This window comes from Rhodopseudomonas sp. BR0G17 (assembly GCF_010907025.1).
Lineage (GTDB): Bacteria > Pseudomonadota > Alphaproteobacteria > Rhizobiales > Xanthobacteraceae > Rhodopseudomonas > Rhodopseudomonas palustris_H.
This window is the reverse complement of the sequence record NZ_QUML01000018.1, coordinates 36,044-55,205: the sequence shown is the minus strand read 5'-3', so window position 1 is coordinate 55,205 and position 19,162 is coordinate 36,044. Positions and strand designations below refer to the sequence as shown.

At 65.1% G+C, this 19,162-nt stretch carries 14 protein-coding genes; 10 read left to right on the top strand and 4 right to left on the bottom strand.

Annotated features, from left to right (window positions below):
- Window positions 1-15 precede the first annotated feature (15 nt).
- The gene (locus tag DY467_RS15215; RefSeq protein WP_107342661.1) at window positions 16-1,101 is read right to left on the bottom strand and encodes a DUF2336 domain-containing protein; all 1,086 of its coding nucleotides are present in this window, start codon (window positions 1,099-1,101) and stop codon (window positions 16-18) included.
- 339 nt (window positions 1,102-1,440) lie between these two features.
- Here DY467_RS15215 and rimP point away from each other — a divergent pair, with 339 nt between their 5' ends.
- The 9 genes from rimP to DY467_RS15170 all read left to right on the top strand — a co-directional run bounded on the left by rimP (window position 1,441) and on the right by DY467_RS15170 (window position 13,767).
- Complete coding sequence (rimP, locus tag DY467_RS15210) at window positions 1,441-2,220, top strand: ribosome maturation factor RimP (protein ID WP_107342660.1); 780 nt, start codon at window positions 1,441-1,443, stop codon at window positions 2,218-2,220.
- 2 nt (window positions 2,221-2,222) lie between these two features.
- A complete protein-coding gene (gene nusA, locus DY467_RS15205) occupies window positions 2,223-3,836 on the top strand; it encodes a transcription termination factor NusA (protein WP_107342659.1) in 1,614 nt (537 codons plus the stop codon).
- A 61-nt stretch (window positions 3,837-3,897) separates the two neighbouring features.
- Window positions 3,898-4,677 (top strand): RNA-binding protein, encoded by a 780-nt coding sequence (locus tag DY467_RS15200; protein ID WP_107342658.1) that lies wholly within the window; start codon window positions 3,898-3,900, stop codon window positions 4,675-4,677.
- A complete protein-coding gene (gene infB, locus DY467_RS15195; protein ID WP_164637188.1) occupies window positions 4,670-7,324 on the top strand; it encodes a translation initiation factor IF-2 in 2,655 nt (884 codons plus the stop codon). The genes DY467_RS15200 and infB overlap by 8 nt, the downstream gene beginning before the upstream one ends.
- A 174-nt stretch (window positions 7,325-7,498) precedes the next feature.
- A complete protein-coding gene (gene rbfA, locus DY467_RS15190) occupies window positions 7,499-7,912 on the top strand; it encodes a 30S ribosome-binding factor RbfA (protein ID WP_107342656.1) in 414 nt (137 codons plus the stop codon).
- A complete protein-coding gene (truB, locus tag DY467_RS15185; RefSeq protein WP_164637186.1) occupies window positions 7,912-9,012 on the top strand; it encodes a tRNA pseudouridine(55) synthase TruB in 1,101 nt (366 codons plus the stop codon). The genes rbfA and truB overlap by 1 nt, the downstream gene beginning before the upstream one ends.
- A 2-nt stretch (window positions 9,013-9,014) precedes the next feature.
- Complete coding sequence (gene rpsO, locus DY467_RS15180) at window positions 9,015-9,284, top strand: 30S ribosomal protein S15 (RefSeq protein ID WP_107342654.1); 270 nt, start codon at window positions 9,015-9,017, stop codon at window positions 9,282-9,284.
- Window positions 9,285-9,624: 340 nt separating this feature from the next.
- The gene (pnp, locus tag DY467_RS15175) at window positions 9,625-11,793 is read left to right on the top strand and encodes a polyribonucleotide nucleotidyltransferase (protein ID WP_164637184.1); all 2,169 of its coding nucleotides are present in this window, start codon (window positions 9,625-9,627) and stop codon (window positions 11,791-11,793) included.
- 291 nt (window positions 11,794-12,084) lie between these two features.
- The gene (locus tag DY467_RS15170; protein WP_164637182.1) at window positions 12,085-13,767 is read left to right on the top strand and encodes a methyl-accepting chemotaxis protein; all 1,683 of its coding nucleotides are present in this window, start codon (window positions 12,085-12,087) and stop codon (window positions 13,765-13,767) included.
- An 11-nt stretch (window positions 13,768-13,778) separates the two neighbouring features.
- On the opposite strand, the gene DY467_RS15165 is transcribed toward DY467_RS15170, so the two are convergent.
- On the bottom strand, window positions 13,779-14,717 hold the full coding sequence (locus DY467_RS15165; RefSeq protein WP_164637180.1) for a LysR substrate-binding domain-containing protein: 939 nt from the start codon (window positions 14,715-14,717) through the stop codon (window positions 13,779-13,781).
- Between the two features lie 270 nt (window positions 14,718-14,987).
- Here DY467_RS15165 and katG point away from each other — a divergent pair, with 270 nt between their 5' ends.
- A complete protein-coding gene (gene katG, locus DY467_RS15160; RefSeq protein ID WP_164637178.1) occupies window positions 14,988-17,186 on the top strand; it encodes a catalase/peroxidase HPI in 2,199 nt (732 codons plus the stop codon).
- Between the two features lie 131 nt (window positions 17,187-17,317).
- Here the strand turns inward: katG and DY467_RS15155 are convergent, their stop codons facing one another.
- Together DY467_RS15155 and fabI are read right to left on the bottom strand one after the other, a co-directional pair.
- Window positions 17,318-17,887 (bottom strand): hypothetical protein, encoded by a 570-nt coding sequence (locus tag DY467_RS15155; RefSeq protein ID WP_164637176.1) that lies wholly within the window; start codon window positions 17,885-17,887, stop codon window positions 17,318-17,320.
- A 418-nt stretch (window positions 17,888-18,305) separates the two neighbouring features.
- Window positions 18,306-19,118, bottom strand: a complete 813-nt coding sequence (gene fabI / locus DY467_RS15150) for an enoyl-ACP reductase FabI (protein ID WP_164637175.1) — start codon at window positions 19,116-19,118, stop codon at window positions 18,306-18,308.
- Between the last annotated feature and the right edge of the window lie 44 nt (window positions 19,119-19,162).

The following is a 19,162-nucleotide window of genomic DNA, read 5'->3' as shown; positions in this document are numbered from 1 at the left end:
AGCCGCGCGGGCGGCTCAGGCGTCGGCCTGCCGCATCTTCCAGAAGCCGAGCACGCGCTGCGCCGTCGACAGCGCCAGACGCTCGAAATTGTGCTGCGCTTCTTCAACGTCCGGGCAGGCCACCGAGCGGTCCGGCCCGAGCCGTAGCCCGATCAGGGCACGCACCGTCGCCCAGCCGAAGCCGAGCGCCTTGCCGAGGATCAGCACCGGGTCGTGCCGCTCGCCGGACATCATTTGATCAAGGGTGGAGATCCGCGTGCCGGTCATCGCAGACAGCGCCGCCACCGTCTCCTCGTATTGATGCGCCCGCGCGAAGCCGAGCACGGTCGCTTCGTTGAGTTCGCCCTTGTTGTGCAGCTCCACCACCGAGCGCTGCGCGGCGTCGAAGTCGCGCTGCACCGACGGCTGCCGCGACTCGCCGGCGAGCTCGCGCATTGCCCGGTTGATCGCAATCCGCGCACTCGGCCTTGCGCTTTCGAACAGGCGCCGGCGCACCAGATCGGTCGAGCACGCCAAAAGATCCTTCAGCCGCGGCGGTGACAGATCGTCCCGCGTGCCGACCGCGATCGCCAGCACGCCGTCCTGCGCAGCGCGGCGGATCAGACCGTTGAAGCCGGTCGCGGAGAATTCGGCACCCGCATTGCTGGCGACCTTGCGCACCACGTCGCGGTCGCCGCGACGCACGATCACGTCGGTGACCGGCGGCGAAATGCTCGGCCGCTCTGAGATAGCGAGCAGATGCGTTTGGCCGCGCAGCCTGGCGAGCTCGACCAGCGTCGGATCATCGAGCATCATCGAGCGCCGCAGCAGCGGTCCGGCGATGCCGATGTCTTCATCGTGCACGAGCTGCCGGACCAGTTCGGGCGGCGCATTGCTGATTTCCGAAAACCGCCGCGCCAGTTCGCTGCGAACTTCAACATCGATCTCCGGCACCAGCGTCAGCAGGATGCCGTCGAACAGCGCGACATGATCGGGCTGGAAGCTCTCGGCGCCCCGAATGTACAGGTCGGAAATCCGGCGCACGGCATCGGCGCGCCGGACGGGATCGCCCTGCCTGACAATGTCATCGAGTTCGGGAAGCAGAGATGTAGCGGCAGGCATCCATCGTTCTCGCGGGCGGGCCGCATTGGTACGGCTGGAACCTAAAGGCGCTGCATGAACGAAGAGTTGAGCTGCGGCGTCGCATTTGCTGCGGGCTGCCCCGAGGATCGGCCCAGGGCGGGCACTCTGCACGGCTCTTGTCGCTGGGCCAAAAAAGCGCTATATCGGCGCTACTTCGAAATTCTCATACGATCCGTATCGAGAGTGGGCCCTGCGGGACCCGCTCTTTTTTATTACCTGGATCGTGGGACGCGGACCGTCGCACCTTCGGGCGCGAGACCTCATTCACCACCTTGATACCGTTTATCGGCGAGACGTTATAACGCTTTGACCCAGGACATGACCGAGCCGACCACAGCCGTTCCGGAAACCGATGCCTTGGCCGAACCGCGCCTGGTGATCGAGCCCGGTGTCGCGGCGCGGTTCAGCGCCGTCGCGGAGCCGGTCTTGCTGGCAATGGGTTACCGCCTTGTTCGGATCAAGGTGTCAGGCGACGCCGGCTGCACGGTGCAGATCATGGCCGAGCGGCCCGACGGCACCATGCTGATCGACGATTGTGAGGCGGTGTCGCGAGCGCTGTCGCCGGTGCTCGACGTCGCTGATCCGATCGACCGCGCCTACCGGCTGGAAATCTCCTCGCCCGGCATCGACCGTCCGCTGGTGCGCCGCTCCGATTTCGCCCGTTACGCCGGGCACTTGGTCAAGATCGAGATGGCCGTGCCGCACCAGGGCCGCAAGCGGTTCCGCGGCCTGCTCGACGGCGTCGAGGGCGACGCCGTGCGGGTGCAGCGCGAGGGCGGCGCCAAGGACGAAGATCCGCTGGTGCTGCTGCCGATGCACGACATCGGCGATGCCCGGCTGGTGCTGACTGACGAGCTGATCGCCGAATCGATGCGCCGCGGCAAGCAGGCCGAGCGCGACCTGAAGCAGAGCCTCGGGCTCGCGCCGGAACCGCCGCCGCATGCCAAGCGCAGCGATCCGACCAAGAGCCAGGCGCCGAAGCGCGGCGCCAAGGCCGCCAAAGCGGCCGCCAAGCCGACACCGCAGAACACCAAGAAACACCGCCTTGCCGCCGAACGGGCGCGGCGTGGCGAGATCGACACCTCTGAGGGAGACTGACCATGGCCGTCAGCGCCAATAGGCTGGAACTGCTGCAGATCGCCGATGCGGTGGCTCGCGAGAAAACCATCGACCGCGGCATCGTGATCGCCGCGATGGAAGACGCGATCGCCAAGGCGGCGCGTGCCCGCTACGGCTCGGAGACTGACGTCCACGCCGAAATCGACCCGAAGAAGGGCGAGCTGCGGCTGTCGCGCCATATGCTGGTGGTCGAGCAGGTCGAAAATCCCGCCAACCAGATTTCGCTGAAGGATGCGCAGCGCGCCAATCCGGGCGCGCAGATCGGCGACACCATTGCCGACACCCTGCCGCCTCTGGAATACGGCCGTATCGCCGCGCAGTCGGCCAAGCAGGTGATCGTGCAGAAGGTCCGCGAGGCCGAGCGCGACCGCCAGTATATGGAATTCAAGGATCGCATCGGCGACATCGTCAACGGCGTCGTCAAGCGCGTCGAATATGGCAGCGTGATCGTCGACCTCGGCCGCGGCGAAGCGATCATCCGCCGCGACGAGATGCTGCCGCGTGAGTCGTTCCGCAACGGCGACCGCGTCCGCGCTTATGTGTTCGACGTCCGCCGCGAGACCCGCGGCCCGCAGATCTTCCTGTCGCGCACCCATCCGCAATTCATGGCCAAGCTGTTCGCGCAGGAAGTGCCGGAAATCTACGACGGCATCGTCGAGATCAAGGCGGTGGCCCGCGATCCGGGCTCGCGCGCCAAGATCGGCGTCGTCTCGCGCGACTCGTCGGTCGATCCGGTCGGCGCCTGCGTCGGTATGCGCGGCTCGCGCGTCCAGGCCGTGGTGAACGAGCTGCAGGGCGAGAAGATCGACATCATTCCGTGGTCGCCAGACATCGCCACCTTCGTGGTCAATGCGCTGGCGCCGGCCGAAGTCTCGAAGGTCGTGATCGACGAAGATCGCGAACGCATCGAGGTTGTGGTTCCGGATACCAATAACCAACTATCCTTGGCGATTGGTCGCCGCGGTCAGAACGTGCGGCTCGCTTCGCAGCTCACCGGCTGGGATATCGACATCCTGACCGAGAGCGAAGAATCCGAGCGCCGCCAGGCCGATTTCGAGAAGACCACCCGGGCCTTCATGGACGCGCTGAATGTCGACGAGGTCGTCGGCCAGCTGCTCGCCTCCGAAGGCTTCACCTCGGTCGAAGAACTCGCTCTGGTCGACCCGCGTGAACTCGCCTCGATCGAAGGTTTCGACGAGGAAACCGCCGCCGAACTGCAGATGCGCGCCCGCGAATATCTCGACCGGATCGAATCCGAACTCGAGGCGCGCCGCGTGGAACTCGGCGTCGAGGACGCCCTGAAGGACGTCCCCGGCGTCACCTCGAAGATGCTGGTGAAGTTCGGCGAGAACGACGTGAAGACGGTCGAGGATCTGGCCGGCTGCGCCACCGACGATCTGGTCGGTTGGACCGAGCGCAAGGACGGCGCCGAGCCGGTGAAGTATCCTGGCATTCTCGACGGCCTGGAGATGTCGCGCGAGGACGCCGAGCACCTGATCATGCAGGCCCGCGTCAAGGCCGGCTGGATCGACGAGTCGGAGCTCGCCTCCGAAGAAGAACCCGCGGACGAAGCGTCCGACGAGTCGGCGGACTGAACCGCCGATGCGTTGCGACCCGAACCCGCGCAGCACGTGAGATGAAAGGCCCGCTGCACCCATGCTCGCTGCCGAACCCGGCGCAGATCTCGACGACGGACCGCGGGCCAAAACGCCCGCGACCGAGCGGATGTGCGCGGTCACGCGGCAGGTGCGGCCGACCGGAGAACTGATCCGGTTCGTGGTCGGCCCCACCGGCGAAGTGGTGGCCGATCTCAAGCGCAAGCTGCCGGGCCGCGGCCTCTGGGTCACGGCGTCTCGGGAGATGGTGACGCAGGCGGTTCGCCGCCGCGTCTTCGCCAAAGGTTTCAAGCGCGACGTCAAGGCGCCGGCGGATCTCGCCGACGCGATCGAACGCCTGTTGGTGCGGTCGGCCCAGGATGCGCTGGCGATCGCCGCCAAGGCCGGCCAGGTGGTCAGCGGTTTCGGCAAGGTCGAAACCGCGCTGAAGAACCGCGAAGCCGTCGCGGTGATCCATGCCACCGACGGCGCGGCCGATGGAATCCGCAAGCTGGACGGGCTTTGTCGGCAAATCGACGGAGATGCGACCGCGGGCCGCAATTTTCCTCGCTTGGCCGCACTCAGCTCTGCAGAATTGGATTTGGCATTAGGGCGGTCAAATGTGATACATGCTGCCCTGCTTGCGGGCCCGGCCGGACAAACATTCCTGTCGCGCTGCCAGATCCTGGTCCGATACCGGCTGGCGGGCGATGGCGATGCCGATGCGGCCACGGCGGAAACGCCGATCGACACGCCGAAAGACGCTGCTGACCAAGACGCCGCTGACGAAGTCCGTGCGAACGCGCACAACGTTGAGAGATTGGGACTACTGAATGGTTGATACGAAAACTCCTGGCGACAAGACTCTGACGATGCCGACCAAGACTTTGACGCTGAAGCCGCGCGTCGAGCAGGGCGTCGTGCGCCAGAGCTTCAGCCACGGCCGTAGCAAGCAGGTGGTGGTCGAGAAGCGCGGCAAGCGGCGCATCGGCGGCGACGAGCCGGCCGCGCCCGCAGCGCCCGAAGTTGCGAAGAAGCCCGCCCCGGCGCCCGCCGCGCCGAGCCGGCAGCAGTCGCGCCCAGCGCCGCAGCAGTCGCGCAGCGGTATGGTGCTGCGGACCCTGACCGAGGACGAGCGCACCGCCCGCGCCACCGCGCTGGCCGACGCCCGCGTGCGCGAGATCGAAGAGCGCAAGCAGGCCGAGATCGAAGCCCAGCGCCGCGCCGAGCAGGAAAAGATCGAGAAGGCCGAGCGCGAAGCCGCCGAGGCCCGCCGCAAGGCCGAGGAAGAGCGTCACCGCCAGGAAGACGAAGCCAAGCGCAAGGCCGAGACCGAGGCCAAGAAGCGCTTCGGCGACGCCGAGCCGGCCAAGAAGCCCGCCGAAACCTCGACGACGACCACCACCACGAGTGCTGCGCCGGCCCGTCCGGCGACCACGACGACGCGCGCCCCGACTCCGGCCGGCCGTCCTCCGGCCGTTGCGGCCGAAGCTGGCGACGACGATGAAGCCCCGCGGATGATCCGCCGTCCGGGCGGCCCCGCCCGTCCGGCGCCGGCGCCGAAGCAGCCGGCCGCCAAGCCGGGCGCGTCGAAGCAGCGCGGCCGTCTCACCGTCGTCACCGCGCTCAATGCCGATGACGTGCGCGAACGTTCGATCGCCTCGTTCCGTCGCCGCACCCAGCGGCTGAAGGGCCACGCCTCGAACGAGCCGAAAGAAAAGTTGGTGCGTGAAGTCGTTATTCCCGAAGTGATCGCCATCCAGGAACTCGCCAACCGCATGTCCGAACGTGCGGTCGACGTGATCCGCCTGCTGATGAAGCAGGGCGCGATGCACAAGATCACCGACGTGATCGACGCCGACACCGCGCAGCTGATCGCCGAAGAGCTCGGCCACACCGTCAAGCGCGTCGCCGCGTCGGACGTGGAAGAAGGCCTGTTCGACGTCGTCGACGATTCCACCGATACCGAGCCGCGTTCGCCGGTCGTGACCGTGATGGGCCACGTCGACCACGGCAAGACCTCGCTGCTCGACGCGCTGCGCCACGCCAACGTGGTGTCGGGCGAAGCCGGCGGCATCACCCAGCACATCGGTGCCTATCAGGTGACCTCGCCGGAAAGCGGCAAGAAGATCACCTTCATCGACACCCCCGGCCACGCCGCGTTCACCGCGATGCGTGCCCGCGGCGCCAAGGTCACCGACATCGTGGTTCTGGTGGTCGCCGCCGACGACGGCGTGATGCCGCAGACCATCGAGGCGATCAATCACGCCAAGGCGGCCGGCGTTCCGATCATCGTGGCGATCAACAAGATCGACAAGCCGGACGCCAAGCCCGACCGTGTTCGCACCGACCTGCTGCAGCACAACGTGCAGGTGGAATCGATGGGCGGCGACGTCGTCGACGTCGAGGTGTCGGCCAAGAACAAGATCAACCTCGACAAGCTGCTCGAGATGATCGCGCTGCAGGCCGAAATCCTGGAGCTCAAGACCAACACCCAGCGTCCGGCCGAAGGCACCGTGATCGAAGCCAAGCTCGATCGCGGCCGTGGTCCGGTCGCCACCGTGCTGGTTCAGCGCGGCACCCTGCGGGTCGGCGACATCATCGTGGCCGGCGCCGAAATGGGCCGCGTCCGCGCGCTGATCTCCGACCAGGGCGAGACCGTGCAGGAAGCCGGTCCGTCGGTTCCGGTCGAAGTGCTCGGCTTCAACGGTCCGCCGGAAGCGGGCGACCGCCTCGCGGTGGTCGAGAACGAAGCCCGCGCCCGCCAGATCACCGATTACCGTGCGCACCAGAAGCGCGAGAAGTCCGCAGCCTCGGTTTCCGGCATGCGCGGCTCGCTCGAGCAGATGATGACGCAGCTGAAGACGTCCGGCCGGAAGGAATTCCCGCTGATCGTCAAGGCGGACGTGCAGGGCTCGCTCGAAGCGATCCTCGGCTCGCTGGAGAAGCTCGGCACCGACGAAGTCGCCGCGCGCATCCTGCACGCCGGCGTCGGCGGCATCAGCGAGAGCGACGTCACGCTGGCCGAAGGCTTCAACGCCGTCATCCTCGGCTTCTCGGTCCGCGCTAACAAGGAGGCCGCTGCGGCCGCCAAGCGCAACGGCATCGAGATCCGCTACTACAACATCATCTACGATCTGGTGGATGACATTAAGAAGGCGATGAGCGGCCTGCTCGCGCCGACCCTGCGCGAAACCATGCTCGGCAACGCGCAGATCCTGGAGATCTTCAACATCTCCAAGGTCGGCAAGGTCGCCGGCTGCCGCGTCACCGACGGCACCGTCGAGCGCGGCGCCAATGTTCGCCTGATCCGCGACAACGTCGTGGTGCACGAAGGCAAGCTTTCGACCTTGAAGCGCTTCAAGGACGAAGTGAAGGAAGTCGTCGCCGGCCAGGAATGCGGCATGGCGTTCGAGAACTACACCGACATGCGGGCAGGCGACATCATCGAGTGCTACCGCGTCGAGACCATCCAGCGCTCGCTGTAAGTCCGATTCTTACAGTCGAGACGCACGGATTGAACTGAGGCGTCATGGCCGGGCCAAAGCGCGAAGCACGTCTTCGCGACTAAGTCCCGGCCGTCCACGTCTTGCTTTGCCCCATCGAAGACGTGCATGCCCGCGGCCAGGCGCGGGCATGGCGGCAGTATTTGAGAGAACATCATGTCTCGCCAAAACCAGAAGAGCTCCCCGCCCGGCGGCTCGACCCGCTCGCTGCGCGTCGGCGAGCTGATCCGCCACGCCGTGGCCGAGATCCTCGCCCAGGGCGGCGTGCACGACCCGGTGCTCGAAAGCCACCTCGTCACCGTGCCCGAGGTCCGGATGTCGCCCGATCTCAAGCTCGCGACCATCTACGTGATGCCGCTCGGCGGCCGCGACGAGAAGCTCGTGCTCGACGCGCTCGAGCATCACAAGCGCTTCCTGCGCGGGGAGATCGCCCACCGCGTCAATTTGAAGTTCGCCCCCGAACTCCGCTTCCGCATCGACGAACGTTTCGCCGAGGCCGAGCGGATCGACAAACTGCTGCGCTCGCCGGCAGTCCAGAAAGACCTCGAACCGAATTCGGACCAGGATTAATGACCGTGACCACCCCCGACGCCCTGCTCGCCCCGCACGACGTGCAGCACGCCGGCGCCGACGAATCCGCCGCGCAGATCCGTAAGCCGCGCGACAACAACGACCCGCGCAACGCCAATCGCGGCGGCGGCAATGGCAAGCCGCGACGCGACAAGCGCGACGTCCATGGCTGGGTGGTGCTGGACAAGCCGATCGGCATGACCTCGACCCAGGCGGTCGCGGTGCTGAAGCGGCTGTTCTCGGCCAAGCGCGCCGGCCATGCCGGCACCCTCGACCCGCTCGCCTCCGGCGGCCTGCCGATCGCGATGGGCGAAGCCACCAAGACGGTGCCGTTCGTGATGGACGGCCGCAAGCGCTATCGGTTCACCGTAGCGTGGGGTGAGGAGCGGGATACCGACGACACCGAGGGCCGCGCGGTCGCCACCAGCCCGGAGCGGCCGACCGCCGACGCGATCATGGCACTGCTGCCGCGGTTTACCGGCGTGATCGAGCAGGTTCCGCCGCAATATTCGGCCGTGAAGATCCAGGGCGAGCGCGCCTACGATCTGGCGCGCGATGGCGAGGTCGTGCCGCTGGTCCCGCGGCCGGTCGAGATTCACGAATTAACCCTTGTGGAACATGGAGATGACGGTCGCTCGGTGTTCGAGGCCGAGTGCGGCAAGGGCACCTATGTGCGAGCGCTCGCGCGCGACATGGGCCGGCTGCTCGGCTGCTACGGTCATATCTGCGCACTGCGCCGCACCGTGGTCGGGCCGTTCGACGAGTCGGACATGATTCCGCTGGAAGAACTACAGGCTTTGTGCGATAGAGCGGCGTCCGGCGAGGGTAGCCTCGCCGACGCGCTACTGCCCGTTGAGACCGCGCTGGACGACATCCCGGCGCTGGCCGTCACTCGGGCTGATGCGGCAAGGCTCCATCGGGGCCAGGCCGTTTTGTTGCGCGGACGGGATGCGCCTCATTGTAGCGGCACAGTCTATGTCACGGTGGCAGGCCGGCTTCTGGCCCTCGCCGAAGTCGGCAATGGCGAGCTCATCCCCAAGCGCGTTTTCAACCTCACCGGGCTGACTGCCAGCTCGGTTGTTCGCAAGGAAAGTATCTGACGATGTCGATTACCGCAGAACGCAAAGCGGAAGTCATCAAGACCAGCGCCACCAAGGCCGGTGATACCGGCTCGCCCGAGGTTCAGGTCGCGATCCTGTCGGAACGCATCAACAACCTGACCACGCACTTCAAGACCCACACCAAGGACAATCACTCCCGCCGTGGGCTGTTGAAGCTGGTGTCGACGCGCCGTTCGCTTCTCGACTACATCAAGAAGAAGGACGAAGCGCGCTACAAGGCGCTGCTCGAAAAGCACAACATCCGTCGCTGAGGCGTCGGAAACCCGGCCAAAGCGGATGTGCCACGACACGTCCGCGACGGCCGAAGCAAGATGTTCGCACGGGCGAGTCTTCCATCCGCCCGTGTCAGTCGGCTCAGTCGCATTCCGGCGGTTGAGCTCGTCAACGGGCCTCCAGCCCGCCGTGCGGGACCGAAGACCGATGCGTCTTCCCCGCAGCCGGGAGGAATGAACGCCATTTCCCAACTGAAGACCATGGCAGGATCGCCGGACGCTGTTTGTGCACTCGCGCAGTCAGCGTCTCGCCATCTTGCGCATGGTCTTTTGGTATTTGGCGTCCGGTCTTCCCGACAACCGATGAAAGAAAGACCCGATGTTCAATATCCATTCCGTGGAAATCGATTGGGGTGGCCGTCCCCTCAAGCTTGAAACCGGCAAGGTCGCCCGCCAGTCCGACGGCGCCGTCGTCGCGACCTATGGCGAGACCGTCGTGCTCGCCACCGTGGTGGCCGCCAAGGCGCCGCGTGAAGGCGTCGACTTCCTCCCCCTCACCGTCGACTACCAAGAGAAGGCCTACGCGGCCGGCCGCATTCCCGGCGGCTACTTCAAGCGTGAAGGCCGTCCGACCGAGAAGGAGACGCTGGTCTCCCGTCTGATCGACCGCCCGATCCGTCCGCTGTTCGCCGACGGCTGGCGCAACGAGACCCAGGTCATCGTCACCGTCCTGTCGCACGACATGGAGAACGATCCGGACGTGCTGGCGATGGTCGCCGCCTCCGCGGCGCTGACGCTGTCCGGCGTGCCGTTCAAGGGCCCGATCGGCGCCGCCCGCGTCGGCTTCATCAACGACGAATACGTGCTCAACCCGGTGCTCGACGAGATGGCTGAAACCCAGCTCGAGCTGGTGGTGGCCGGTACCGCCGACGCGGTGCTGATGGTCGAATCCGAGGCCAAGGAGCTGTCGGAAGAGATCATGCTCGGCGCCGTGATGTTCGGTCACCGCCACTTCCAGCCGGTGATCGACGCGATCATCGACCTCGCCGAGAAGGCCGCCAAGGAGCCGCGCGAACTCACCGTCGTCGACGACAGCGAGATCGAAAAGGAAATGCTCGGCCTCGTCGAGCAGGAGCTGCGTGCCGCCTACGCCATCCCGGTCAAGCAGGATCGCTACGCCGCGGTCGGCAAGGTCAAGGAGAAGGCGATCGCGCACTTCTTCCCGGAAGGCCAGGAGCCGAAATACGACAAGCTGCGCATCGCCGGCGTGTTCAAGGAGCTCGAGGCCAAGATCGTTCGCTGGAACATCCTCGACACCGGCAAGCGCATCGACGGCCGTGACAGCAAGACCGTCCGCAACATCCTGGCCCAGGTCGGCGTGTTGCCGCGGACCCACGGTTCGGCGCTGTTCACCCGCGGCGAAACCCAGGCGATGGTCGTGACCACGCTGGGCACCGGCGAAGACGAGCAGTATGTCGATTCGCTGTCCGGAACGTACAAAGAGACGTTCCTGCTGCACTACAACTTCCCGCCCTACTCGGTCGGCGAGACCGGTCGCCTCGGTGGCACCAAGCGCCGCGAGATCGGCCACGGCAAGCTGGCGTGGCGCGCGATCCATCCGGTGCTGCCGCCGCATCACGAGTTCCCCTACACCATCCGCGTCGTCTCCGAGATCACCGAGTCGAACGGTTCGTCCTCGATGGCGTCGGTGTGCGGTGCCTCGCTGGCGCTGATGGACGCGGGCGTGCCGCTGAAGCGGCCGACCGCGGGTATCGCGATGGGTCTGATCCTGGAAGGCGAGCGCTTCGCCGTGCTGTCCGACATCCTCGGCGACGAGGACCACCTCGGCGACATGGACTTCAAGGTGGCGGGCACCGAGGCGGGCATCACCTCGCTGCAGATGGACATCAAGATCGCCGGCATCACCGAAGAGATCATGAAGGTGGCGCTCGGTCAGGCCAAGGACGGTCGCATCCACATCCTGGGTGAGATGTCCAAGGCGCTCGATCGCGCCCGCGCCGAGCTCGGCGAACACGCGCCGCGGATCGAGACCTTCAAGATCCCGACCGACAAGATTCGCGAAGTGATCGGCACCGGCGGCAAGGTGATCCGCGAGATCGTCGAAAAGACCGGCGCCAAGGTCAACATCGAAGACGACGGCACCGTGAAGGTGGCTTCGTCGGACGGCGAGTCGATCAAGGCCGCGATCAAGTGGATCAAGTCGATCGCTTCCGATCCGGAAGTCGGCGAGATCTACGAAGGCACCGTCGTCAAGGTGATGGAGTTCGGCGCCTTCGTGAACTTCTTCGGCGCCAAGGACGGTCTGGTACACATCAGCCAGCTCGCCGCCGGCCGCGTGCAGAAGACCTCCGACGTCGTCAAGGAAGGCGACAAGGTCAAGGTCAAGCTGCTCGGCTTCGACGACCGCGGCAAGACCCGGCTGTCGATGAAGGTGGTCGATCAGACCACCGGCGAAGACCTCGAAGCCAAGCAGAAGGCGGAAGCCAAGGCCGAAGGCGAAGCGCCCGCGCAGGCTGCGGGCGAGTAAGCTCATCGGCGCGACGCTACGTCGCAGCAAGTAATCACCATCAAGGGCGGCCTCACCGGGCCGCCCTTTTTGTTTGGCAGCACCTTCCGTAGGGCAGCGGATGTCGGTCGCTACCAGTGCGCGTGTTGTTAGTTCTCCGTACGAATCCTGGGTTGCAATAAATTCGGTAATTGAGTGCAGCCTGCTTCCCTGGGGCTAGGCCAACCTTAACGACGTCTTCACCAAAATGGCGACCAGCTTCTGCCTCGTGGTCGCGCCATCGTGCGAGGCCGTATCAGAGAAAGGTCTGGAATGTTCTCCTTCACCCGCTCGGCCGGTCATGACCACGCGGCAGCAATGCTCGCGGCGCTCAATCGCTCCCAGGCGGTGATCGAGTTCGATCTCGACGGCAAGGTCATTGATGCCAACGATAACTTCCTGGCCGCGCTCGGCTACTCGCTGCCCGAGATCAAAGGCAAGCATCACAGCATGTTCGTCGATCCGAGCGAGCACGACAGCCCGGCCTATCGCGAGTTCTGGACCGCGCTGCGCGCCGGTCAGTATCAGTCCGGCGAATTCCATCGCATCGGCAAGGGCGGCCGTGAGGTCTGGATCCAGGCGTCCTACAATCCCATCCTCGACAAGAACGGCAAGCCGACCGGTGTGGTGAAGTTTGCAGCCGACATCACCGCGGCGAAGACCCACTCGCTAGAAGACGCCGGCAAGCTCGCGGCGATCGGCCGCGCCCAGGCGGTGATCGAGTTTGCGATGGACGGCACTGTCCTCACAGCCAACGATAATTTTCTCGCCGCGATGGGGTACTCATTGGGCGAGATCAAGGGCAAGCATCACAGCATGTTCGTCGAGCCATCGGTGCGCGACGGCAGCGACTACCGTGAATTCTGGTCACGGCTCAACCGCGGCGAATACTTCCCGGGCGAGTTCAAGCGGATCGGCAAGGGCGGCAAAGAGATCTGGATCCTGGCGTCCTACAACCCGATCCTCGATGCTCGCGGCAAGCCGTTCAAGGTGGTGAAATACGCAACCGACGTCACGGCGCAGAAGCTGAAGAACGCCGACTTCTCCGGCCAGATCGACGCGATCCGCAAGTCGCAGGCGGTGATCGAGTTCGGCATCGACGGCACGGTGCTGGACGCCAACGACAACTTCCTGCACGCGCTCGGCTACTCGCTGGGCGAGATCAAGGGCCGCCACCACAGCATGTTCGTCGATCCCGCCGAGCGTGAGGGGGCGGCCTATCGGGCATTTTGGGCGGCGCTCGGACGGGGCGATTACCAAGCCGGAGAGTATAAGCGGATCGGCAAGGGTGGCAGGGAAGTCTGGATCCAGGCGTCGTACAACCCGATCCTCGATCTCAATGGACGTCCGTTCAAGGTGGTGAAGTACGCCACCGACACGACGCGCCAGGTGCTGACCCGCATGGGCAATGAACGCGTCCGCGCCATGATGGAGTCGGTCGCGGCCGGGGCGGAAGAACTCAACGCCTCGGTGCGCGAGATTTCCGAAGCAATGACCAAGTCGCGGCAGACGGCGATGAACGCGGTCGGCGAAGTCGATGCCGCCGACTCGCAGGCCAACCAGCTCAACGATGCGGCTCAGGCGATGAGCGGCATCGTCGAACTGATCAATCACATCACCGGGCAGATCAACCTGCTGGCCCTCAATGCCACGATCGAATCGGCGCGCGCCGGCGAAGCAGGCCGAGGCTTCGCCGTGGTGGCGGCGGAGGTGAAGAACCTCGCCAATCAGGCCAAGCAGGCGACCGACAAGATCGGCGCCGAGATCGGCAATCTCACCAGCATTTCCGGCGATGTCGTCGGCGCGCTCGGCAAGATCAAGACAGCGATCCAGAACGTCAGTGAATACGTCAGCTCGACGGCTGCGGCGGTCGAGGAGCAGAGCACGGTGACCAGCGAGATGTCGTCGAGCATGCAGCGCGCCGCCGCCGAAGCCGCCGCGATCGCGGCCGGCTGAACGGGCCCACCTCAGGCGACCGCGGTCTCGGGCCGCGCGCCGGAATTGATGCCCTGCTTCACCACCTCGCCGAAGGCCTCGAAGTCGGCGCGGCGCGGCGAGGTTTTGCGGAAGACGAGGCCGACGCTGCGACCAGGCTGCGGCCGGCGCAGCCGCAGAAACTTCACCCGCGAATCACGGCGCTCCACCTCGGCGGCGATCTGCGGGATCAGCGTGATGCCGTAGCCGCCCGCGACCATCTGAATCACCGTCGTCAGGCTGGACGCACCGAAACTGGCGGTGCCGGCGCTGCCGATCTGAATGCCGCGATTACGCGCAGTGGCGCAAAACGCCAGTGCCTGGTCGCGCAGGCAGTGACCGTCCTCCAGCAGGATCAGCCGCGATTGGTCGATCTCTTCGACCCCGATCGGCGTCTGTTCCGAGCGCGGATCCTCGGCCGGCACGGCGAGCAGGAACGGGTCGTCGAACAGCGGAATCGCGTCCAGATCGGAATGGCCGGCAGGCAGCGCCAGCAACGCGGCATCGAGCGCGCCGCTCACGACGTCGGCCACCAGCGGGCGGGTCTGGCTTTCCCGCAGCTCCAGCCGCAGCTCGGGGAAGCGCTGTTGCAGCAGCGGCAGCACCTTCGGCAGCAGATACGGCGCCAGCGAGGGAATCACCCCGAGGCTCAGCCGGCCGGTGAGCGGCTTGGCCCGGTGCCGGGCGAAATCCACCAGATCGCGAGTCGCAGCCAGCACCTCTTCGGCACGCCGGGCGATCTCGCGGCCGATGTCGGTGAGAAACACCTCACCGGGCCGGCGTTCCACGACTTTCACCCCCAGCGTGCGCTCCAGCTCGGCGATCTGCATCGACAATGCCGGCTGGGTCACCGAACAGGCATCGGCGGCACGGCCGAAATGGCCGTGCCGGGCCAAGGCCGACAGATAGCGAAGCTGCCTCAAGGAGATCATGCGATCAGATTATCTGATCGCGGAGCAAAATCAATTCGACTGGACCTGATGATAGAACTGATCCAAGGTCTGCATGCCGGACCTGGAACACAACTTCCGGGGGGTGAACGGCCAACACACACCCTTCACTCCAGGAAGCAACGCCGCGGGCGATCCCCCACGCTCGCGGCGTTCAATTCGATCCCGGCCCTGGCCGGCGTCATGAAACTTTCCAAAGACGCCAGCACATTGCGCCGGGAAAACACTGCAACGCGAGATCGGAGAGACACCATGGACGCAAAGACGGATGACAAGGGCGCAGGCAAGTGCCCGTTCTCAGGCGGCAGCCACGGCCACCGCAACCGTGATTGGTGGCCGGATCAGCTCGACATTTCGGTGCTGCACAACAACTCGAAAAAGTCCGACCCGATGGGCGAGGCGTTCGACTACGCCGAAGAATTCAAGAAGCTCGATCTGGAGGCGGTGAAGAAGGACCTTCACGCGCTGATGACGGATTCGCAGGAATGGTGGCCGGCCGACTTCGGCCATTATGGCGGCCTGTTCATCCGCATGGCCTGGCACTCGGCCGGCACCTATCGCATCACCGACGGTCGCGGCGGCGCCGGCGCCGGCCAGCAGCGCTTCGCGCCGCTGAATTCGTGGCCGGACAATGCCAACCTCGACAAGGCCCGCCGCCTGCTGTGGCCGATCAAGCAGAAATACGGCCGCAAGATCTCCTGGGCCGACCTGATGGTCCTCACCGGCAACGTTGCGCTGGAGTCGATGGGCTTCAAGACCTTCGGCTTCGCCGGTGGCCGCGCCGACGTCTGGGAGCCGGAAGAGCTGTATTGGGGCCCGGAAGGCACCTGGCTGGGCGACGAGCGCTATTCGGGCGAGCGTCAGCTCTCCGAGCCGCTGGGCGCCGTGCAGATGGGCCTGATCTACGTGAACCCGGAAGGCCCGAACGGCAACCCCGATCCGGTCGCCGCCGCCAAGGATATCCGTGAGACGTTCTATCGCATGGCGATGAACGACGAAGAGACCGTGGCGCTGATCGCCGGCGGCCACACCTTCGGCAAGACCCACGGCGCCGGCGATCCGTCGCTGATCGGGCCGGCTCCGGAAGGCGGGCTGCTCGAGGAGCAGGGTCTCGGCTGGACCAGCAAGTTCGGCACCGGCTTCGGCGCCGACACCATCACGGGCGGCCCGGAAGTGATCTGGACCACCACGCCGACCAAGTGGAGCAATAACTTCTTCTGGAATCTGTTCGGCTACGAGTGGGAGCTGGAGCAGAGCCCGGCCGGCGCCAAGCAGTGGCGCGCCAAGGGCGCGGGCGCGACCATTCCGGATCCGTTCGATCCGGAGAAGAAGCACGTGCCGAAGATGCTCACCACCGACCTGTCGCTGCGCTTCGATCCGATCTACGAGAAGATCTCGCGCCGCTTCATGGAGAATCCTGATCGGTTCGCGGACGCGTTCGCCCGTGCCTGGTTCAAGCTGACGCATCGCGACATGGGACCGCGCGTGCGCTACCTCGGCCCCGAAGTGCCGAAGGAAGAGCTGATCTGGCAGGATCCGATCCCGGCGGTCGACCACGAGCTGGTCGGCGATGCCGACATCGAAGCGCTGAAGGCGAAGATCCTCGGCTCCGGCCTGTCGGTGTCGCAGCTGGTCTCCACCGCGTGGGCGTCGGCCTCGACCTTCCGCGGCTCGGACAAGCGCGGCGGCGCCAATGGTGCGCGCATCCGCCTGGCTCCGCAGAAGGACTGGGAGGTCAACCACCCGGCCGAGCTGGCGCAGGTGCTGAGCAAGCTCGAAGCGATCCAGGGCGAGTTCAACGGCGCACAGAAGGGCGGCAAGAAGGTCTCGCTCGCCGACCTGATCGTGCTCGGCGGCGTCGCTGCGATCGAGAAGGCCGCCAAGGATGCCGGCACCACCGTCAAGGTGCCGTTCACCCCCGGCCGGATGGACGCGTCGGCCGAACAGACCGACGTCGAGTCGTTCAAGGTGCTGGAGCCGCGGGCCGATGGCTTCCGCAACTACATCAACACCAAGCGGCATCAGTTCATGCATCCGGAAGAGGCGCTGGTCGACAAGGCTCAGCTCCTCAGGCTGACCGGCCCTGAACTGACGGTGCTGGTCGGCGGCCTGCGTGTGCTCGGAGCCAACTACGAACACGCCACCCACGGCGTGCTCACCGAGCGGCCCGAGAAGCTGACCAACGACTTCTTCGTCAACCTGCTCGACATGGGCACCAAGTGGACCAAGGCGAACGGCGAGGTCGAGATCTACGAAGGCCGCGACCGCAAGACCAACGAGCTGCGTTGGACCGGCACGCGCGTCGATCTGATCTTCGGCTCGCACTCCCAGCTCCGCGCCTTTGCCGAAGTGTATGCGAGCTCGGATGCCCAGGAGAAGTTCGTGAAGGACTTCGCCGCGGCTTGGGCCAAGGTGATGAACGCCGACCGGTTCGACATCGTCGCAAATTAAGGGAAGTTGCGGGCGCAACACAACAGAATCGACCACAAAGCGCGGCCGCCCAGGCCGCGCTTTCGTTATCTAGTATCATCATGCTTGCTTAGAGAAACGCCTCGCCTTCGACAAGGCTTCGATTCCACACACTACTTCATCAGCCAAGTACATTTTCGATCATCGCAAGTTGCGATCTTCGTACCGAAGCGGGCGCGGTCATTAGCCCAGCCCGTCGGGGCAAGGCCTATCGATCGAGCCCGATCGACGACTGCGACTGCATCTGCGTACGGCAGGGGACCGCTTAAAGTCACAACATTGTGGCCGTTGATTCGGTAGATTGCAACGCTGGCCGACAGCCCCATTACCTTTGCCGCCCGAACAGCATCATCAGCAGGGCTATGGAAGTTCGGGGCGTCATAGCTAGACATAGCAGCATACCACTGCTCATGGTGCTTTTGGCCATCGGTCGCCTCCGCTGCCCCCGTACGAGTATGGGACGACACCGAGGCGTCGTCACCTAAAACGACCTTTAGCTGGCTCCAGAAGGAGTTGGTACTACCCAAGAGCTTCGTCGCGGCATCTAGAAATCCCACGGAAGCAAGCATAAGGGTGGCGACGACAGCAATTTTACCACCCAACGCTGTCAAGCGGCCTCGTTCGTTTACGCGCTGAAAATTCGGGCTCTCAATCCGAGGAGCGTCACCGTTATCGTCGCTCATAGATAATCACGATCTGACAAAACAGAACAAATAATTACCTAATGATAGCGCGAGTTTCCGACGAAAGCCAGCCGGTGATAGGTCGCAGGCGAAATACCTGTGCTGACTTCCCTCCCCTCCGTCTGTTTAGACCGACGGTCGCACACATCGCACGTGAATCTCTATCCCTATAACGGCCAGCTAGGGCGATGCGCGCCCATTTGGGATTCTATTCTCGGCAAGGCGTTTTTTGCCTTGATATCGCAATCGCGTCGAGGTCCAGCTTAGCGGTTAACGCCGCCAAGATAGCACCATCTCGGCAGAGATTTCACCCCTAACCTGTCTCAAGGGCGCAGATGTTGAACACGCACGCTCTAGAACTGGATCATACGCCTTCGGTTGGATGGTGAGGCGGTCAGCAGAGAACGACGAGAGGGAGCTACTCGCCGCGCTCGGCGTCCGCCTTCAGTGCATCCGGCTTCGGCATCAGCACAATGTTGTAGCCGGAATCGACGTAGTGGGTTTCGCCGGTGACGCCGCCGGAGAGGTCCGACAGGAGATACAGCGCCGAGCCGCCGAGTTCTTCCAGCGTCACGCCGCGGCCGAGCGGCGAGTGCTTTTCCATAAAGCCGAACATCGCGCGGGAATCGCCGATGCCGGCGCCGGCCAGCGTCCGCACCGGACCGGCCGAGACGGCGTTGACGCGGATGCCCTTCGGGCCGAGGTCGCAGGCGAGATAGCGCACGCTGGCTTCCAGCGCCGCCTTGGCAAGACCCATCACGTTGTAGTTCGGCATCGCGCGCTCGGAGGCGCCGAAGGTCAGCGTAATCATTGCGCCGCCATCCGGCATCAGCGCGGCGGCGCGCTTGGCGACCTCGGTGAACGAGAAGCAGGAGATCACCATGGTGCGCGAGAAGTTCGCGCGGCTGGTGTCGATGTACTGACCGCGCAGCTCGTTCTTGTCGGAGAAGCCGATCGCATGGATGACGAAGTCGAGCTTGCCCCACTTGTCCTTGAGCGTGTCAAACACCGCATCGACGCTGGCGATGTCTTCGACGTCGCAGGGCAGCACCAGATCGGAATTCAGCGACTGCGCCAGCGGCTTGACCCGCCGGGCCAGCGCGTCGCCCTGATAGGTGAAGGCGAGTTCGGCGCCGTGCGCGTGCAGCGTCTTAGCCATGCCCCAAGCGATCGAATGGTCGTTGGCGACGCCCATGATCAGCCCGCGCTTACCCTGCATCAGTTGTTGCATGTCGTTGTTTCCCTCTGCGTCATGCCCCGGTCCGTCCCGGGCAT